Origin of the sequence: Prevotella sp. oral taxon 306 str. F0472 (assembly GCF_000257925.1) — a bacterium.
Lineage (GTDB): Bacteria > Bacteroidota > Bacteroidia > Bacteroidales > Bacteroidaceae > Prevotella > Prevotella vespertina.
The window spans coordinates 81,578-99,182 of record NZ_AJIN01000017.1 but is presented as its reverse complement, the minus strand read 5'-3'; the positions used below and the strand labels follow the sequence as shown (position 1 = coordinate 99,182).

18 protein-coding genes are annotated in these 17,605 nt (G+C 42.4%); 5 read left to right on the top strand and 13 right to left on the bottom strand.

Features of this window, described 5'->3' with window-relative positions; all coding sequences use genetic code 11:
• Positions 1–201: 201 nt before the first annotated feature.
• The 3 genes from HMPREF9969_RS03015 to HMPREF9969_RS03005 all read right to left on the bottom strand — a co-directional run bounded on the left by HMPREF9969_RS03015 (position 202) and on the right by HMPREF9969_RS03005 (position 3,516).
• On the bottom strand, positions 202–1,932 hold the full coding sequence (locus tag HMPREF9969_RS03015) for an MAG1210 family protein (protein WP_009434404.1): 1,731 nt from the start codon (positions 1,930–1,932) through the stop codon (positions 202–204).
• A gap of 9 nt (positions 1,933–1,941) precedes the next feature.
• Positions 1,942–2,691, bottom strand: coding sequence for a LemA family protein (locus tag HMPREF9969_RS03010; protein ID WP_004383119.1), 750 nt, complete (start codon positions 2,689–2,691; stop codon positions 1,942–1,944).
• Between the two features lie 174 nt (positions 2,692–2,865).
• Complete coding sequence (locus tag HMPREF9969_RS03005; protein WP_009434342.1) at positions 2,866–3,516, bottom strand: hypothetical protein; 651 nt, start codon at positions 3,514–3,516, stop codon at positions 2,866–2,868.
• A 281-nt stretch (positions 3,517–3,797) separates the two neighbouring features.
• Between HMPREF9969_RS03005 and HMPREF9969_RS03000 the strand changes: the two genes are divergently transcribed.
• Both HMPREF9969_RS03000 and HMPREF9969_RS02995 read left to right on the top strand, forming a co-directional pair.
• Positions 3,798–4,526 carry a DUF1266 domain-containing protein gene (locus tag HMPREF9969_RS03000; RefSeq protein WP_009434403.1) on the top strand — a complete coding sequence of 243 codons (729 nt, stop codon included), beginning with the start codon at positions 3,798–3,800 and terminating at the stop codon, positions 4,524–4,526.
• 31 nt (positions 4,527–4,557) lie between these two features.
• Entirely contained in the window at positions 4,558–5,088 is a 531-nt protein-coding gene (locus HMPREF9969_RS02995) for a hypothetical protein (protein ID WP_009434348.1), read from the top strand.
• Positions 5,089–5,314: 226 nt separating this feature from the next.
• On the opposite strand, the gene HMPREF9969_RS12750 is transcribed toward HMPREF9969_RS02995, so the two are convergent.
• From HMPREF9969_RS12750 to miaB, 10 genes are all read right to left on the bottom strand, one after another.
• A complete protein-coding gene (locus HMPREF9969_RS12750) occupies positions 5,315–5,464 on the bottom strand; it encodes a hypothetical protein (protein WP_156787935.1) in 150 nt (49 codons plus the stop codon).
• A 344-nt stretch (positions 5,465–5,808) separates the two neighbouring features.
• Positions 5,809–6,642, bottom strand: coding sequence for a LytTR family DNA-binding domain-containing protein (locus HMPREF9969_RS02990; protein ID WP_009434401.1), 834 nt, complete (start codon positions 6,640–6,642; stop codon positions 5,809–5,811).
• Positions 6,643–6,720: 78 nt separating this feature from the next.
• Positions 6,721–7,728, bottom strand: a complete 1,008-nt coding sequence (locus tag HMPREF9969_RS02985; RefSeq protein ID WP_009434398.1) for a 2-oxoacid:ferredoxin oxidoreductase subunit beta — start codon at positions 7,726–7,728, stop codon at positions 6,721–6,723.
• Positions 7,729–7,766: 38 nt separating this feature from the next.
• Entirely contained in the window at positions 7,767–9,665 is a 1,899-nt protein-coding gene (locus HMPREF9969_RS02980; protein ID WP_009434390.1) for a 2-oxoacid:acceptor oxidoreductase subunit alpha, read from the bottom strand.
• A 3-nt stretch (positions 9,666–9,668) separates the two neighbouring features.
• Entirely contained in the window at positions 9,669–10,058 is a 390-nt protein-coding gene (locus tag HMPREF9969_RS02975; protein ID WP_009434395.1) for a hypothetical protein, read from the bottom strand.
• Between the two features lie 204 nt (positions 10,059–10,262).
• Positions 10,263–10,790: a hypothetical protein gene (locus HMPREF9969_RS02970; protein WP_009434361.1), complete on the bottom strand. Its 528-nt coding sequence runs from the start codon at positions 10,788–10,790 to the stop codon at positions 10,263–10,265.
• Positions 10,791–11,091: 301 nt separating this feature from the next.
• Positions 11,092–12,951 carry an ABC transporter ATP-binding protein gene (locus HMPREF9969_RS02965; RefSeq protein WP_009434347.1) on the bottom strand — a complete coding sequence of 620 codons (1,860 nt, stop codon included), beginning with the start codon at positions 12,949–12,951 and terminating at the stop codon, positions 11,092–11,094.
• A gap of 11 nt (positions 12,952–12,962) precedes the next feature.
• Entirely contained in the window at positions 12,963–13,199 is a 237-nt protein-coding gene (locus tag HMPREF9969_RS02960; protein WP_004383107.1) for a DUF2442 domain-containing protein, read from the bottom strand.
• A 5-nt stretch (positions 13,200–13,204) separates the two neighbouring features.
• A complete protein-coding gene (locus HMPREF9969_RS02955; protein ID WP_004383106.1) occupies positions 13,205–13,456 on the bottom strand; it encodes a DUF4160 domain-containing protein in 252 nt (83 codons plus the stop codon).
• Positions 13,457–13,537: 81 nt separating this feature from the next.
• Complete coding sequence (gene miaB / locus HMPREF9969_RS02950) at positions 13,538–14,866, bottom strand: tRNA (N6-isopentenyl adenosine(37)-C2)-methylthiotransferase MiaB (protein WP_009434357.1); 1,329 nt, start codon at positions 14,864–14,866, stop codon at positions 13,538–13,540.
• Positions 14,867–15,169: 303 nt separating this feature from the next.
• Here miaB and HMPREF9969_RS02945 point away from each other — a divergent pair, with 303 nt between their 5' ends.
• From HMPREF9969_RS02945 to HMPREF9969_RS02935, 3 genes are all read left to right on the top strand, one after another.
• A complete protein-coding gene (locus HMPREF9969_RS02945; protein WP_009434353.1) occupies positions 15,170–16,423 on the top strand; it encodes a peptidase U32 family protein in 1,254 nt (417 codons plus the stop codon).
• A 166-nt stretch (positions 16,424–16,589) separates the two neighbouring features.
• Entirely contained in the window at positions 16,590–17,006 is a 417-nt protein-coding gene (locus HMPREF9969_RS02940) for a SufE family protein (RefSeq protein WP_004383101.1), read from the top strand.
• On the top strand, positions 17,007–17,555 hold the full coding sequence (locus tag HMPREF9969_RS02935) for an RNA methyltransferase (protein ID WP_009434333.1): 549 nt from the start codon (positions 17,007–17,009) through the stop codon (positions 17,553–17,555). It begins immediately after the preceding gene.
• Positions 17,556–17,605 lie beyond the last annotated feature (50 nt).

Here is a 17,605-nt window from a genome sequence, read left to right as displayed (position 1 = left end):
AACTTAACACACACTCTTTAGTTCTAATCAAAAACCTCTCCTTACATAAACAAAGAACGATAGAAACCATAACTTCTATCGTTCTTTTATTTTACCTTTACAACATTGCAATAAGAGGCACTCTAAATTCTTCGCGAAGAAAATCGAAATTGTTCGCGAAGAAAATCGAGAATCTTCGCGAACAATTATATAACTTCTCTTTTATACCTTCGAAGCAATATGCCGTCGATAGAGATCTAGATGGCTTTTCTGAAGTATTTCTCCAATATGATTTAAGCGTTGCTTCTGAGAAATATTTGCTTCTTCTTGTGTATTATCTTCGCGCATGAGAATACGCCCATTACCAGCTACAGGTAGGTATTCATCCCATTCCACGGGTACATTATGATACCTACCATCGCCACCATATTTACTAATATAAGTTAGGCGACGCACACTTCGGTAACCATAAGCCGTCACTGTCAACAGCGTACTGCCATCCCCTTGCTGTTTCTCTTCTGTCTTTAAGATGCAATTCGTAACACAATCGGGATGTTTGAAATGATCTTGCCCCCAGAAATTAGCTAATGCCTCATGTTCCCAGAACGAACTCTTCTGTTGCATGTCTTGACCATAAATTGCTGACTGCGGACGTATCTGTTGATACATAGGCACACAAAGTAAGGGAGCGAAAGCAAAGTATATAGCACGGAAATAGATTGCATTGATTCTGTGAAAATCCTCTTGTGCCTTATCATAATCGAATCCTTGATACTGCCTAGGGTTCAAATCGAGGTTTAAGTCCTGCATGTGACGCGCCATAATGACATTAATCATCTTAGCTTTGTTAAAGTCGAAATCATCACCGAAGGCTGTTTCCTCATCCTGCAATAGCTTCATCATACTCTGTTGAGCCAATGGTGTGAAGAGTAAAGCATATTGCTGATTATTATTTCGATTACTTGTATTGAACGCAACCTCAAACTCTTCATTCGTCAACATCGCAAAGTCACCATCTTTCAAGTTACGTGCTTTACGATGTAAGCGGTACTTATCCCATTTAAAACGTAGCGAGCCTTCTTTTCCTGCCAAGCCATTTGGTTTGCGATAGAACACTAAGTCAGGCGCAGCAGTATTACCATAGATGAGCCTTGTTCGTTCGAAATACTCTGGATAAGGTGCCGTCACACTAGCATGTAAGGTTTCCGAACGTTGCACCGTCCGCCTATTACCATTTCCATCCGTCACCGTCTCTGTCCAATAAATAGTCTTTGAGCCATAGTAAGTCTTTGTTCCCATCTCCATCTTACGTGTTCGACAGATAACAAAGGGGTTTCCATTGATTAGTCCAGAATGGGAATAAACAACAGAACGCTCTGCATTGAAGGAATCATCCCAACCATAAATCTTGCGTAAATCGGCTAGACGTTGGGTCGTAAAATAAGGATCGAACTCCAGTCTAGGCACAGTCTTCGACATCATTCTCGTCAGAACATCCCAGTCATAGAGCCTATTCAGCGGTGCCATCTGGCTCCACGCCTCTTCCTTCAAACGGGAAAGTATCGCCGAAATGTTATTCCGTTCATGCTTGAGATCAGACAACCTCGGGTGTACCTTCATCAACAAAAAGACAAGCGAGAGTACTGACACGGCACCAGCTATTAAAAGATTCTCTATTGGCCAGTTCTCATGTTGTGCCAAGATAACCAATGCTCCACCAATCACGAGCAACCATAGCACAACACAAAGAACCGTCCACCATGTAATCCGATTCTTTACTTCTGCCAAGACTGCCTCATTATCATAGACCTTTCGGCACGTCTCTCGATTAGCTTCTACATCAATAGCTGCCTCACGAGCCAACTCCTCAAAGGTTTCTTCACTAACCTTCTTGAACTTGTCACGAAAGACATTGATGTACTCATCGAGTGGATCGTAAATATCTTCAACCATCTTTTATCCTTAGAAGAACTTACTTCTTGCAGCTTCACGTATTTCAGCCGATGCGGTGAATGGTATACGAGTAGTGTAGCCCTGCTGAGCTGCAACAATCATCTTCGTTGGCCATGAGAATATATCGGTGTTCCATTGGGTCACCCTACTATTATATACGGTGCGGGCAGCTGTGATTTCACGCTGAAGATAATTGTTCTGCTGCATAGCATCAGCGATGGCACTATGTGCTTTCAACTCAGGATAAGCCTCAACCTGTGGGAACAACCGACCTAAGGCAGAACCTACTTGCGCACTCACCTCGTTACGATTCGTCTCATTGACACTACCACCACGTAGAGCAGCAACGGCTTTCATCACATCTTTATCTAAGTCGATAGCACGCTCAACAAGTCCTACAACGTTCTGAAGAATCTGCACACGTTGTTCTAGATAGTTGTCGATGTTTGATGCCTCAGCCTGAATACGCTGCTCTAATTGCTGGAAATAGTTACGAGCCGATATCTTCATAAAGATAAAGATTACACCAGGAAGGATTCCAACAAGACAACCGACAACTGCTACTAACAACGGATTCTCCATCGTACTACCCATTATCGCTACAAACAGGAGCACCAATACGGGTATTACCACCCACAGAGCAATCTGAAATAGGGTTGATCCTGTACCAACAGTCACTGCCAGTTGCTTGTCAATTACATGTACGTCACGACCTGACTCATTAACAGGTCCCGTCACTTCATCTAGTAAATTTGCCATAAGCTAAGTATTAGTTGTTTCTTATAGAAATGATTTATTTAGGTCTCAAAGGTAATGGTTTTCTAGTAAATGAGCAAACATACTTACCTTATATTTCAATGGAAGCATGCTTATTAATGACTTCTATCACTACCAGGGATTACTCCCCAGCAGTGATAGATGTATGTGTGTGCGCTACTTTATTCCACAAAGGTTCATCAATTCCTTTCCCCATGAAGGCAACAAGCCCTGTGGTTGCTCACTAGCATAGAGTTGCTTGATGGTTGTCAATTCCTTTGGTTCGTTCATACTAGGTTGCCCAGTAATCTTACTCATGTTATCAAAGAAGATGTAGAGGAGCAAATGTGCACGTGGATTATCAGGATTTACACCAATAGCCGACTTGTAATTGATGATTGCATCCATATAATATGATTTGCCATTCACCATAGGATTCTGTACAATGAGTGCCGTGTAATAGAGTCCTTTAAGCACTAATGCCTCCGAACGGGCTACACGATCAGTCGGACAGAGTGCTTGTAACGCCTCCAAATCAGGCTTTGCTGACTCAAGGAATAAGCCCGAATGACTGTCTTGTGGGAAGTGGACAGCATACTGAAGAGCAAAGAGCGTCTTGTAATAAAGCGGTAACCATTCGTTAGGATACTGTTTCGTCAGTCGATCCAAAGCATCCATACCAACGACAATAGACTCTGCATTTTCTGCATTTACTTTACTTAGCGTATTGCTCAAAGCCTTTTCCATAGGCTGAACATCAGCTGCGTAAACACTAGTTGCGCACATAAGGGCAACGATAACGACGAGTTTTGAAATTAAAGTTCTCATAAGTCCTAATTTTAAAAGGTGAAACATATTGTCTGCTGCAAATGTAGTAAGCCTTTTAGCAAGCTCCAAATATTGGGGACAGACGACCAAGTTATGGGCTGTATAACTATGTGCTCAGCTGAAATACTAGTTTTTGGGACTAATGACTAATCGCTTTTCAATCCATGTGAAGTGATGTATAACAGGAAGAACGACGAAGGTAAAAATGTTAAAGAAAACTATACCTTTACCTATACAACTGAATTTTTCGTATCTTTGACAGCAACTTAAAAACCAAAGCTATGGGGCTATTCAACTATTCAAGTAAACTATCCGACGAACAATTACGTCGCATCTCCCTAAGTGCACAATACCAAGGGCAGCAGGGAGGAGACCATTTTACACTTTCATCTAAGATTGGTTCACGTGCAAAAGTACTTCTCGAACAAGGCTGGGGCATCACTGATCGACAAGAATTATGCGATACGATAGAGGAATTGCTCGGACGTTGCCGCTCACTTGATATTGCTGTTATAAAAGAAGAAATGATGGCAGAGGTACAAGAAGACAGCGGAATCAACACCGAGGTACGACGTATATGGTCTCTGGCAAGTATTGTCGATAAACATTATATTACACGAGCTGGAGATTTAAGCGACTTGCTTAATATGCTAACCAACTATATTGCAGCACAAGATAGTCTACTTGCTAATGAATTGATTACCTCATGGGATGCCATAACAGAAAAAGATGTTATAGGATGGGATATAGGGCGCGCAGCCTATCTCGTGCGTGTTGGTGTGGAAATGAAATACCTCAACTCTGACGAGGCATGGGATTATCTGGAAAAAGCTTACCAAAGAGCCATCAGAACATTCGATTCATGGGAGGAACTTGGACGTTCCTATATCATCGGACGTTGTTGTTGGACTTCTCATCCAGAGGAGCGTGATGTCTTAGGCTTTTGTAACGTTGTGAAATGGCTTTTGAAACATCCCGAGAGCCCTTGGGTAAAAGTTAAGTTGAAATAATTTATCAATAACATATTAAATCTTTCAGATTATGGATCATACTTTTGTTCTAGTTATCATCATGTTCATTGCAGCGAGTATTATTGCCTTCTCGCTTATGTTCTACGTGCGGCAAAAAGGTAAGAATAGTAAGGGGGTCTACACAGCAAAGGCAATGGAATTCATCACAAAGAAGTACCCTTCTATCAATACAAGCAATATCAAGTGTGTAGAATTTTATATTCCTAAGGGGAGTTTAGGACAGATAGACCCAGCAATTATTGCCTACAATGATGAGGACATGTACATAATATCTGCTCTCGCTCAACCTATACCAGGCTTCTACAGAATCAAATCTAATGAGCAAGCTGAATGGGATATGTTCTATTATCCTATGACAAGCATAGAGCAGGCTGGCTTTGATGAAAAGCAGAAACACTTCTTTCTCGTTATTAAAGGAGAATCAATTAAACTGAAAATCAGGAAAAGAAATACCTTCCAAGAGGATCAGCAGGAAGAGTTAAACGACTTCTTTGCAACGATATCTCGCGTACTAAAAAAGAATGAAACATTGAACGTATAAGCCTCAAAGAATACGTCAATAATACACAAACAAAGGTGCATAAAGCCGTAAAAGGTTTTTATGCACCTTATATTATATACCTATCAATGCGCACCTCCACCCCATAAAACGATTATTCTCACCATCCAATACTATGATTTACAAGCTCAATACAGCTTTTCTGCAATACTTTTACTCACACTAAAGCTCCCTTTCCAACCTCCCTTCCATTTCTTTTGCATATACATTACATCCGTTTCCAACCTCCCTTCCATTTCTTTTGCATATACATTACATCCGTTTCCAACCTCCCGTCCATCTCTTTTGCATATACATTACATCCGTTTCCAACCTCCCTTCCATCTCTTTTGTAGCTACCTTTTTTCAGTTTCATCATGAAGAGACACAGATTTCATCATGATGAAACGAGTGTCTCATCACGATGAAACACAAGTTTCACCATGGTGAAACTAACAGAAGACATAGGTCTAACAGATGAAACTCCCCTTAGTTTGTAATGCAACTCATAGGAATGAGCATTCGCAAGCACGCTATTCCGAGCATCATTACATAGGTAAGAGTGCCTCAAGCATAGCCTAACGACAGGAAGAAATGGCGTTAGGCACTGACAAAAACACAATGATTTGCCTATCCAAACTCACTTCTGTTAGGGACATTCCTACTATGAGAAGGGTTTGGAAAGGTTATCAGAAAGGGCTTTAAATAAGGTTAGGTGCGGTTTTAACTAAGGTATTTTCGCAAACTGGGAACAAATGTGCGGGACACAGGAATCGTATCGCGACACACCTTAAAGCGCAAGAGGTAACCATTGGAATTACCCTTTGCCGACTCAATATTATTGATGTTTACGAGGAAGGAACGATGGCATTGAAAGATATTATCATATGGCAGATCGGCTTTCAAGGCGGTCAATGTGGTGCGGAGTTCCCTACGTTCTATCTTGTCGCCCACCACGTAGCACACTAATGCGTTATTCTTCTGCGCTTCGATATACAAGAGATTGTTTATAGGCAACGATAGGTCCTCGCCACGCAGATTCTGGTCATGTAATGTAATCATAATTCCTACCTGCTCCTCGTTGGTCTTAACCTTCACTTCCTCAAGTCTGTTGTGCAACATTCGGTTGTAACCTATCAGCGTGGAGATACCTGTCACGAGTAACCAAATTAGGAAAGTCCAGTAGAAAAAGACTAAGAAGAGTTGCCACGAGAGCGGTACCTTAAAGCAGAATGAGGCATAAATGGTCATGGAAACCGCCATGGCTAGTTCGATTGCAACCGAATATATCAGCACATCACCATTGGTAACGAATCCTTTTTTACGCCTTGGTATGCCCAAGAAAAGCAACGAACAGAGTCCTTGAACGCATGACGAGAGTATGCCTACGCCCAAACACATCAGAAAGATACTGCCAGAATAGTTGCTAATACCAAATGGTTGGAAGAGATAAAGGAGTATAAAAATGCCAGTCCCTAACGCTAACAATGAGCGTAAAGAACTGACATTAGCTTGCAAGGGGCACTTGCTATGTAGGAATTCTGTGAATCTGTGCATGGCTCAACGTATTATTAACCTAAGGGCAAAGATACACATTTTCTATTACAAACACAAGTGTTATAAAGGAGTATCACATCACTTTACTTCCCATATATCGTTGGTTTCCAACATTTCCATGAACGTATGATAATGCTTCTGCGCCTTCACCTCTTCTATCTGCTGGTTCACTGCAGCGTCGTAAGTAGGTGCTTCAACATCACGAATCACTCCGAGGGCTATTGGGAAACCATCTTCATTACTCATCATAGCCAACTTCAGCTGTAGAGTATTGTCTTGGCAGTGGGCATCATGCACGAGGATATCATCTTGCGTAACGCCATTCTCGCCAATCTTAACTACCTTCAAGCCAAATCCCTCTTGCATGAGTCCATACTCCTTATTAGCTCCAAAGATCAAAGGTTCGCCATGCTTGACGTAAATAGCATTCTCTTTACGACCTTGAGAGGTGTAGACTGAGTTGTGACAACCATCGTTGAAGATCACACAATTCTGCAGAATCTCACACACGGCAGCCCCCTTATGCTGGTAAGCAGCCTTGAGTATGGCTATTGTCTCATTGTTATCGCTGGCAACGCTACGTGCGAAGAAGTTGCCGCGAGCACCGAAACAGAGTTCAGCGGGGCGGAACGGATCTTCCGTTGTACCAAAGGGACTCGACTTAGAGACGAACCCACGAGGACTAGTTGGGGAGTATTGCCCCTTCGTGAGACCATAGATGCGGTTGTTCAACAGAATCATATTCAGGTCGATATTGCGTCGCATGGCATGGATGAAGTGGTTACCACCAATGGCAAGAGCGTCACCATCGCCCGATACCTGCCAAATGGTAAGGTTCGGATTGGTTACCTTTGCACCCGTAGAGATGGCTGCGGCACGACCGTGAATGGTCTGCATGGCGTAGGTATTAGCGTAATAGGGTAATCGACTTGAGCACCCGATACCACTGATAACAGCAGTTTCATAAGGTGGAACACCTAGTTCTGCCATTGCTTTCTGCAAGCTGGCAAGGAAGAAGTGGTCGCCACATCCGGGGCACCAGCGTGGTTGTCCCTTCTTAAAGTCTTGTGCTGTATATTGGTTCATAATCTGTTTAGAATTTAAAGAAGTTATGTTTAGGGGTCTTACTGCAATATCTTTGTATAGAACGTGCCACTCTCTTCCTTTGGTAATGGAGCCTTAAGGAGTTTCTCAAACGTTGCAACTAATTCCGTAACAACGAAAGGCTGTCCCTTTACTTGGTTGTACTGATAAGGAGCGAAATGGTTGATACGAATACGTAGAAGGGCTGCTAACTGACCAAGATTCTGTTCGGCAACCACCACCTTCTTGTATCTTCCCAGTACCTCTGCCGTATTCTTTGGCAAAGGGTTGATGTACTTGAATTGTGCCAAGGCTACCTTATTACCCTTACGACGCAACTCTTCCATTGCAGAATACAAGTGACCATAGCTACTACCAAAGCCTACTATGAGCAAGTCAGCGTCTTTCTCATCACCAAGCACCTGTAAATCGGGCACAGGAATACGTGCCACTTTATCCCAACGAAGCCTATCCATCTTATCATGATTCTCTGGATCGGTGGAGATACTACCCGTTTCTCCATCCTTCTCCAATCCTCCTAGGATGTGTGTATAGCCCTCTGTGCCTGGTATCGCCCAGTAACGTGCGAGCGTCTCTGGGTCACGCTTGTAAGGAGTGTACTTATACTTCTGTTCCTCTGTAGCATAATGTGGATGAATCTCGGGCAACTCTTCGATGTCAGGTAACTTCCACGCAGAAGAGCCGTTAGCAATGAATGCATCGGTCAAGAGCACTACTGGCGTCATATGTTCCAATGCTATCTTACATGCGTGATACGCTGCATCGAAGCAATCAGTGGGACTTGTGGCTGCAATAACAGGCATTGGGCTTTCACCGTTACGCCCATAAAGCACCTGTAAGAGGTCGGTCTGCTCACTCTTAGTTGGTAAGCCGGTAGACGGACCACCACGCTGTACATCAATGATTACCAATGGTAGCTCATCAATAAGGGCTAGATTTATTGCCTCACTCTTTAGACAGATACCCGGACCAGAGGTTGATGTAGCAGCTAAAGCACCAGCAAAAGCAGCACCGATAGCCGATGCGCAACCTGCAATTTCGTCTTCGCATTGCACTGTTGTGACGCCCATTGACTTGTGTTTAGCCAATTCGTGGAGGATATCTGTTGCTGGAGTGATAGGATAAGAACCCAAGAATAAACGCAAGCCAGCCTTCTCTGCTGCTGCCATCAAGCCGTAGGCAGTCGCCTTGTTACCCGTGATATCCATATAGCGACCTGCTTCCTTCACCTTAGACTCTATGCGGTAAGTGTTCGGAACAGACGCATGTACGTTGTGACCATAGTCATATCCAGCTCTTACAACACGTTTATTGGCTTCGGCAACAGCTGGTTTCTTCTTGAACTTAGCCTCTAGGAAACTATCTACTAAGCTCAAATCACGATTGAAAAGCCAGCAGACAAGTCCCAAAGCAAACATATTGCGGCACTTTAACATGGACTTATTATCCATGCCAGTATCAGCCAGACACTCCTTCACCATCTTTGTTATAGGGCAAGCAACCACTCTATCGGGGTCGATACCCATCTCACCTAGATAGTCATCACTGCGGAACTCTGCCTTTTGGAGGTCTTTCGCACCAAAGGAATCGGTGTCAATAATGATGGTTCCATTCGGTTTGCAATGCCTGTACTGCATCTTCAGTGCTGCTGCATTCATGGCTACGAGCACATCACAACGGTCTCCCGGCGTATATACCTTGCCTGCACCAACATGCACCTGAAAGCCACTCACACCCGTTAACGAGCCTTGCGGGGCACGGATATCAGCTGGATAATCAGGGAACGTAGACACTCCATTACCCACAGTTGCAGATATTGTTGTGAAGATGTTACCGGCTAACTGCATTCCATCCCCCGAATCCCCGGAGAAGTGAACGACCACATTATCAAGCTCTTTAACTTCGATTTGTTCTTCCATAGATTATTTCCTTTTGTTTATGTTAGTTTTATCTCTTTGGTAAACACGTATCCAATCTATCTCCATTTGGTATGTATGAGTAGTATCAACGGGCTTTGCCCAAGAACCGTCACCCACTGATTGGTTAAGTATCAGATAGAAATCGGACTTGTCAAAAGGCCATTGTTCTGGATTATCTGGCTCTTTCTTGTATTGAATATCAGGCAACGTGCCATCTGGCTGATTAAATTCATCATTAAAGATAAGCTTATATTCCGAGCCAGGGGATAAGCGACCAGTTGTCGAAGTAGGCGTATCCTTTCCTCGACTTGACAGCTGCGCAAAGACGTTCAACACGGATAATACCATTAGAAGTAAGACCACCGTGCGGCGCTTGTTCTCCTTATCTAACATGGTTTTTAGTTGCTCTTTCTGTTTACGTTAGTATATCTAAGGGCAAAAGTGCGAAATATTATCGAGAAAACAAAATGTTTTTCAAAGAAAAACACATTATTTACGAACATCGCTATTAGAATGAGTTTCCATAGCACATAGGGCTGACAAATTCCCTTACAGGAAGTCATGTCAACCCTAAGATTTACTTACTTTAAATCGAGCTTACTTCAGAACGAATCCGTAAGAGACGTAGAACACTGCCTTATCTTTGTTTAGGTCGCTACGATAGTCATTGTATCTAACGCCTAAACCAAGCTCTGAACGAATGCTACCGCTACTTTTCCTAACGTAAATTCCACCTTGATAATACATGTAGCCGCGGTTATGTCCACCACCAATGGTGTGCCCTACGCTTACTCGAGGCTGTACGAGCAGACTAAATACATTACCAGATGCAATAGAAATCTTACCTATATCATATCCTACTTGCCCACCAAAGGTGGTGAGTAAATCGTGTGTCTTAATCCCTTGAGACTTCATTAAGGTAACGGCTTCTTCGACTCTCAAGCCCGCAGAAAGCCTCTTCGTAACATCATAAGTGGCAGAGATATGAGGGGTTACAATCTTATATGACTTACCACCTAAGCCCAAATCTGTGGCGAAAGTCACGTTAAACTTACTCGTTTGAGCATGACTAACACTTACGCAAGTAGCCAATAGTACAAGCATTAAAAGGATTGTCTTTTTCATAAGCCAAGCTGTTTAAATGTATACAAAGATTAGTTATCTATTTTAGATATTAGTATTGTTTGCAAATATAGATATTATTTCTTTTACTTGCAACTCATGTTAGGTATTTCTTTAAAACACATGTCTTCATTAATAGCAATCACGAGGCTAAAAAGAAAGAGAGGCTTTCCTCCATTGAAGGAAAGCCTCTCTTCATAGCAAGGAGACGCTCTTCTCACATCAAAGAAACGCCCTCTTCATTTGTAAATAATACTATTTACTCCCCCATCCATTCGACAATGAGCCTTGGAGAGGAGGCTTTTTATATCTCTTGCATATCATGCAACTTCTTATAATAACCATTCATCTCCATCAGTTCGTCATGCGTTCCTCGCTCTACAATCTCGCCCTCGTGCATCACACATATCTCATCAGAATTCTTGATCGTAGATAGTCGGTGCGCCACAGCAATGGTCGTTCTCGTTCGCATCAACTTATAGAGAGCATCTTGGACAAGGCGTTCGCTCTCTGTATCCAACGCCGACGTAGCCTCATCGAGGATAAGAATTGGAGGATTCTTGAGTATAGCGCGTGCTATACTCACACGTTGGCGCTGACCACCCGAGAGCCTTCCTCCACGATCACCGATGTTTGTGTCGTAACCTTTCTCACTATGCGTGATGAAGTCATGGGCGTTAGCTATCTTCGCAGCATCCTCTATTGCCTCATCAGAAGCAGTCACTCCGAAGGAGATGTTGTTCTTAAAACTATCGTTGAAGAGGATTGCCTCTTGGTTTACATTACCTATCAACTGGCGTAAGTCATGCACTCCTAAATCCTTCACGTTGATTCCGTCAATGAGAATCTCACCTTTCTGAACATCATAATAACGTGGTATAAGGTCTAAGAGAGTGGACTTTCCGCTACCACTCTGCCCCACCAAGGCTATGGTCTTGCCCTTTGGAATCACCAAGTTGATGTCCTTCAATACCCAATGTAAGACTGGATTGCCGTCTTTATCCTTCTCATCTGTATAAGCAAAGCTAACATTTCGGAACTCAATCTCATGCTCGAATGATTTGAGATGGACTGGTTTTTCACAGTCCTTGATGTCTACCTCCGCTTTAAGAATCTTATCCACACGTTCCATGGAAGCAAGTCCTTTAGGGATATTATAGCCTGCACGAGAGAATTCCTTCAGTGGATTAAGGATGCTATAAAGAATTACAAGATAGTAAATAAAGGTTGGTCCGCTGATAATTGGGTACTGCCCGAGTACCAAAGTACCACCAAACCAGAGTACAACAACAATCATCACTGTTCCTAAGAACTCACTCATCGGGTGCGCCAGTTGCTGACGAATGTTCACACGCATGATGTCGTTGCGGTAAGAAGTATTCACTTTGTTGAAGCGTTCATTCATAAGTGCTTCGGCACAAAAGGCTTTGATGACCCTTAAACCGCCCAGTGTCTCTTCAACCTGGCTCATGGTATCACTCCAAAGACCCTGTGCTGTAATGCTATTCTGCTTTAGTTTACGTCCAACAAAGCCCATGAACCATCCAAAGATAGGGACAAAAAGAAGAGTGAAGAGCGTTAACTGCCAGGATATTATTAATAAGGTGGTAAAGTAAATGACGATAAGTACAGGGTTCTTAAATAACATGTCGATAGAAGACATGATGGAGTTGTCTATCTCCTGCACGTCTCCACTCATCCTTGCGATTATGTCTCCCTTACGTTCCTCACTAAAGAAGCCAAGTGAAAGAGAGGTTATCTTCTGATAGAGTTGATTACGTATGTCACGTACAACTCCTGTACGAATTGGAATGATAGAAGCCGATGATAAGAAGTAAGCACCCGTCTTTAAGAAGGTCATGAAAGCAAGTATCAGACCTATAATTAATAATGTGGTAGTTGGTCCAACACTGGTTATAAAGATCTGTGTATAGTAATCAGCATTATTGGACAGAACCTCCTTTATTGACCCAGCATCCCATGACATGTAGTGCGTTGCACCTGTTCCTGCATCCACCTTAAACAATATTTGGAGCAAAGGAATCAGTGTTGCAAAGGAAAAGATATTGAGTATTGCCGATAAGATGTTGAATATTATCGACAAGAAAAGATACTTCTTATAAGGTGGAACGAACCTCCGTAATACGTGTAGAAACTCTCTCATAAGCTCATAGTTTATGCTTCATCAACACCATGATCAAACAGATATTCAGGTGAAACATCAGCACCATTAGCCCAAAAGATTGTACCATCAAGTCCAAACTGAATGAATTTGCTCTTGTCCTTCAGCTCTTCAAAGGCGGGATAACTTAACAATGGAGTTAGATCCACACGTTTCTTCTTACCGTTGTTGAATAGACATAGAAGGCTGTAATCCCCTAAGTATTCAACATTTGTTATATTTAGTATCATCCTTCTTATCGATTTATCTTGTTTATCTTCTCACCTCTTTGAGCCTTATCCCATATCAACATCAATTCTTCCTCATGCTCGTCAATGAAAGTATTGATAAGTTTAATGACACGAGAACTAGTCTTTCCTTCTATCAACCTATCCCTTATTGTGATCGTAAACTCACCATCACCACTCTTTACATGGATATGTGGGGGATTATGATCAAAGCCGTAGATATAAATAGATATACCCTGTAAGATAAAGACTGCACCCATAATTTATCCTTTGCAAATATAGTTATTAAAAGCAAAACAACAAACTATTTCTGTGGTTTTGTACATATATATTAGTTTTGTTTACACCTCTTCACCAAATAAGGTAGCGCTAGTTGAACCTGTTATACGTACTCGAACGAACTCACCGATGTGATGATTACCACGTGCAATAACGACTGCTTTGTTTTGAGGAGTGCGTCCCATAAGTTGCTCGCGACTTCGTTTTCCAAAGCGTTCGATGAGGATTTCAAACTCTTTCCCCTCATCCTTCTTGTTCTGTTCAGCAGAGATTTCGGTCTGAAGGCGTATCAATTCATTCAAACGACGAATCTTCTCATCTTCTGAAACATTGTCAGGAAGGTGCTTAGCAGCGTATGTTCCTGGGCGTTCTGAGTATTTAAACATAAAGGCGGAATCGAATCCAACCTCACGCATTAACGACAAGGTCTCTTGATAATCAGCCTCTGTTTCATCGTGATAACCGATGAAAATGTCTGTTGTTAACCCACAATCAGGAATGAGACGACGTATTGCCTCTATATTACTTAAGTAGTCTTCACGAGTGTACTTACGATTCATTAACCTCAAGACTTTATTGCTTCCACTCTGTGCGGGGAAGTGTATATGATTACAGAGGTTCGGTTCCGACGCTACTGCCTCGATAATATCTACGGTCATATCTTCTGGGTTAGAAGTAGTGAAGCGAACGCGCATGTCTGGCACACTTTGAGCCACTTTACGCAAGAGTTCTGCGAATGATGTACCATTTTCGGGGCGTTTCCCATTAGGTAACAGACCATAGGAATTAACGTTCTGACCCAATAAAGTCACCTCTTTAAAACCCTTATCATGCAAGTCTTTAACCTCCTTCAAGATACTATCCACATCACGAGAACGCTCTCTACCACGCGTGAATGGAACGATACAATAGTGACAGAAATTGTTGCAACCACGCATGATGCTGACAAATCCCGATACACGGTTTCCACCGAAGCGTTGCGGTATTACGTCTCGATAAGTCTCTGTTGTTGATAGTTCAATATCTAATGCATTGTTACCATTCTCGCATTGCGCAATCATGTCGGGGAGGTTTAGATAAGAGTCAGGACCGCATACTAAGTTAGCAAAATGGTTCTGAATAAGATCGTCCCTAACGCGTTCTGCCATACATCCCAATACACCCAGAATGAGCTTGCGACCCTTCTTCTGCTCTGCATGTAAGGTGTCCAAGCGATGGTAAATCTTGTTTTCTGCATTCTCACGAACCGAGCATGTGTTCAAGAAGATAGCGTCTGCTTCATCTTCATTATCGCATACATCGTACCCAGCCATCTTCATTACAGAGGCAACCACTTCAGAGTCTGCCACGTTCATCTGGCATCCGTACGTCTCAATATATAGTTTTTTCATACCTTTCTAACCGATAAAAATCAGCTTGCAAAGATACTAAAAAGATTGTAGATAGTCGAAGAACAGCCTGACTATTTGACCTTTAGAACCGACGAGAATAGGCTTTTTACAAAAGTTACAAAGTCCTTTACGCCCTTTATCGGATATTTTCTGTACCTTTGCAAAGTGATTATTCTCAGTAAAAGAGATTACTTTATAAGGAGTTGCTCATCAGTATCTACATAACACCTTAGCGAGGTATTACATAAAAGGAAACAAACACCTTACTAACTGATAGCACCCAGTTCAAGATAATAAACATAAATGGATAAGAATATAAACGACTTTGAAATAATGGCACCCGTTGGCTCTCGTGAGTCATTGGCGGCTGCTATACATGCTGGAGCAAACTCTGTTTACTTCGGAATAGGTAAGTTGAACATGCGTTCCCACTCTGCTAATCACTTCACAATAGACGACCTTAAGGAGATAGCAGAGACTTGCAACGCACAGAACATCAAGACTTATCTAACTGTAAACACGGTTATCTATGGTGAAGACATTACAACGATGCACGAGATTATAGACGCTGCTAAGGATGCAAATATCACTGCCGTCATAGCAAGCGATGTAGCTGTAATGATGTACTGTAGGCAAGTTGGCGTTGAAGTCCACCTCTCCACCCAATTGAATATATCAAATATTGATGCCTTAAAGTTCTATGCGCAATTTGCAGATGTAGCCGTTTTGGCACGCGAACTGAACATGGATCAGGTAAAGGAGATACACGAACAGATTATAAAACAGAACATCTGTGGTCCTAAAGGACAGCCTATTCGCATAGAGATGTTCTGTCATGGAGCCTTCTGCATGGCTATCTCTGGCAAGTGTTATATGAGTCTTCACGATGCCAACAGATCGGCTAATCGTGGTGAATGTGTGCAGATTTGCCGTCGTAGTTATACTGTGACTGATAACGAAACAGGCAACCAGTTGGAGATAGACAATAAGTATATAATGAGTCCAAAAGACCTTAAGAGCGTTCGATTCATCGATAAGATGATGGATGCTGGAGTACGTGTCTTCAAGATAGAAGGTCGTGCTCGTGGACCCGAATATGTACACACTGTGGTGTCATGTTATAAGGAAGCAATGCAGAGTGTATTGGATGGAACCTTCACAGAAGAGAAGAAAGACAAGTGGGACGAACGCTTATCTACAGTCTTCAATCGCGGTTTCTGGGATGGCTACTATCAGGGTCAGAAGATGGGAGAATGGACCAAGGAATATGGTAACAAAGCAACTGAAAAGAAGCTTCTCATCGGTAAGGTGATGAAGTACTTCTCGCGTCTTGGCGTTGCAGAAATAGCCGTTGAAGCCAACACCTTCGCAAAGGGTGACAAGCTACTCATCACTGGTAACACCACTGGAGCTATGTTCCTCAATGCTGAAGAGATACGTTATGACCTCAAACCAGTGGATGTTGCAGAGCAAGGATGGCGTGTTTCTATCCCCGTACCAGATAAGGTTAGACCGAATGATAAGCTGTTTAAACTAATCAAGAGTGCCAAGAATTAAGGAATGAAAGGGCGTTAAGACAAATGTTCTTGATGGTACATTAAGGATATACAAGGCTACAATACCGATTCTTGGTATAGTAGATTGAAACACATCAAGCCGCTTTACACTTGTCTTAACTCCCTTTTCTCCTTCACTCCTACCACTCCTTTAAATAAAAGAAACTATGACAATAAACGAAGCGCAAGATGCAGTAATAGAAGAGTTCAGCGACTTCTCCGATTGGATGGACAAGTATCAGATGTTGATCGACCTAGGTAATGACCTTGAACCATTGGCTGAACAGTATAAAAACGAGCAGAATCTCATAGACGGATGTCAAAGTCGTGTATGGCTCCAATGCGATAATGTCGATGGCAAACTGGTGTTTACAGCTGATTCAGATGCGCTTATCACGAAAGGTATTATCGCTCTTTTGATTCGCGTTCTAAGTCATCATACCGCACAAGAGATTATAGATTCCGACCTATACTTCATTGATAAGATAGGCTTGAGACAGCATCTTTCACCTACAAGAAGCAATGGTTTGCTGTCAATGGTTACTAAGATCAAAGCCTATGCGGTTGCTTTTAGTATGAAATAAATGCGCAAGTTACGTACAATAGAGATGAGTCGGCTCTCCATTGAGGAGTTTAAAGAAGCCGAGAAGTTGCCTCTCATCGTCGTTCTGGACGATGTGCGGTCATTATATAATGTAGGAAGTGTATTCCGTTCAGCCGATGCTTTTCGTATAGAAGCCATCTATCTATGTGGTATAACGGCTACTCCTCCTAATGCCGAGATACATAAGACGGCTTTAGGAGGCGAAGATTCGGTTGATTGGAAATACTTTGAACGGACAGAAGATGCCGTTGAAGATTTGCATAAAAAGGGTGTTTTCGTTTATAGCGTAGAGCAGGTTGAACATTCAACAAAGCTCCATACGCTCAATCTCAATGCTGAATCGACTACAAACAACAGCCATTATGCCATCATCATGGGCAATGAGGTGAAGGGCGTAAAACAATCTGTTGTTGACATGAGTGATGCTTGCTTGGAGATACCACAGTTCGGAACGAAGCACTCTCTGAATGTTAGTGTGACCGCAGGAATCGTTATCTGGGAGTTTGCAAAGCAACTCTTTACTAAGTAATAAGCCTCATCTATCCAACAAACGACGCTCATCAATAATACTGATAAGCG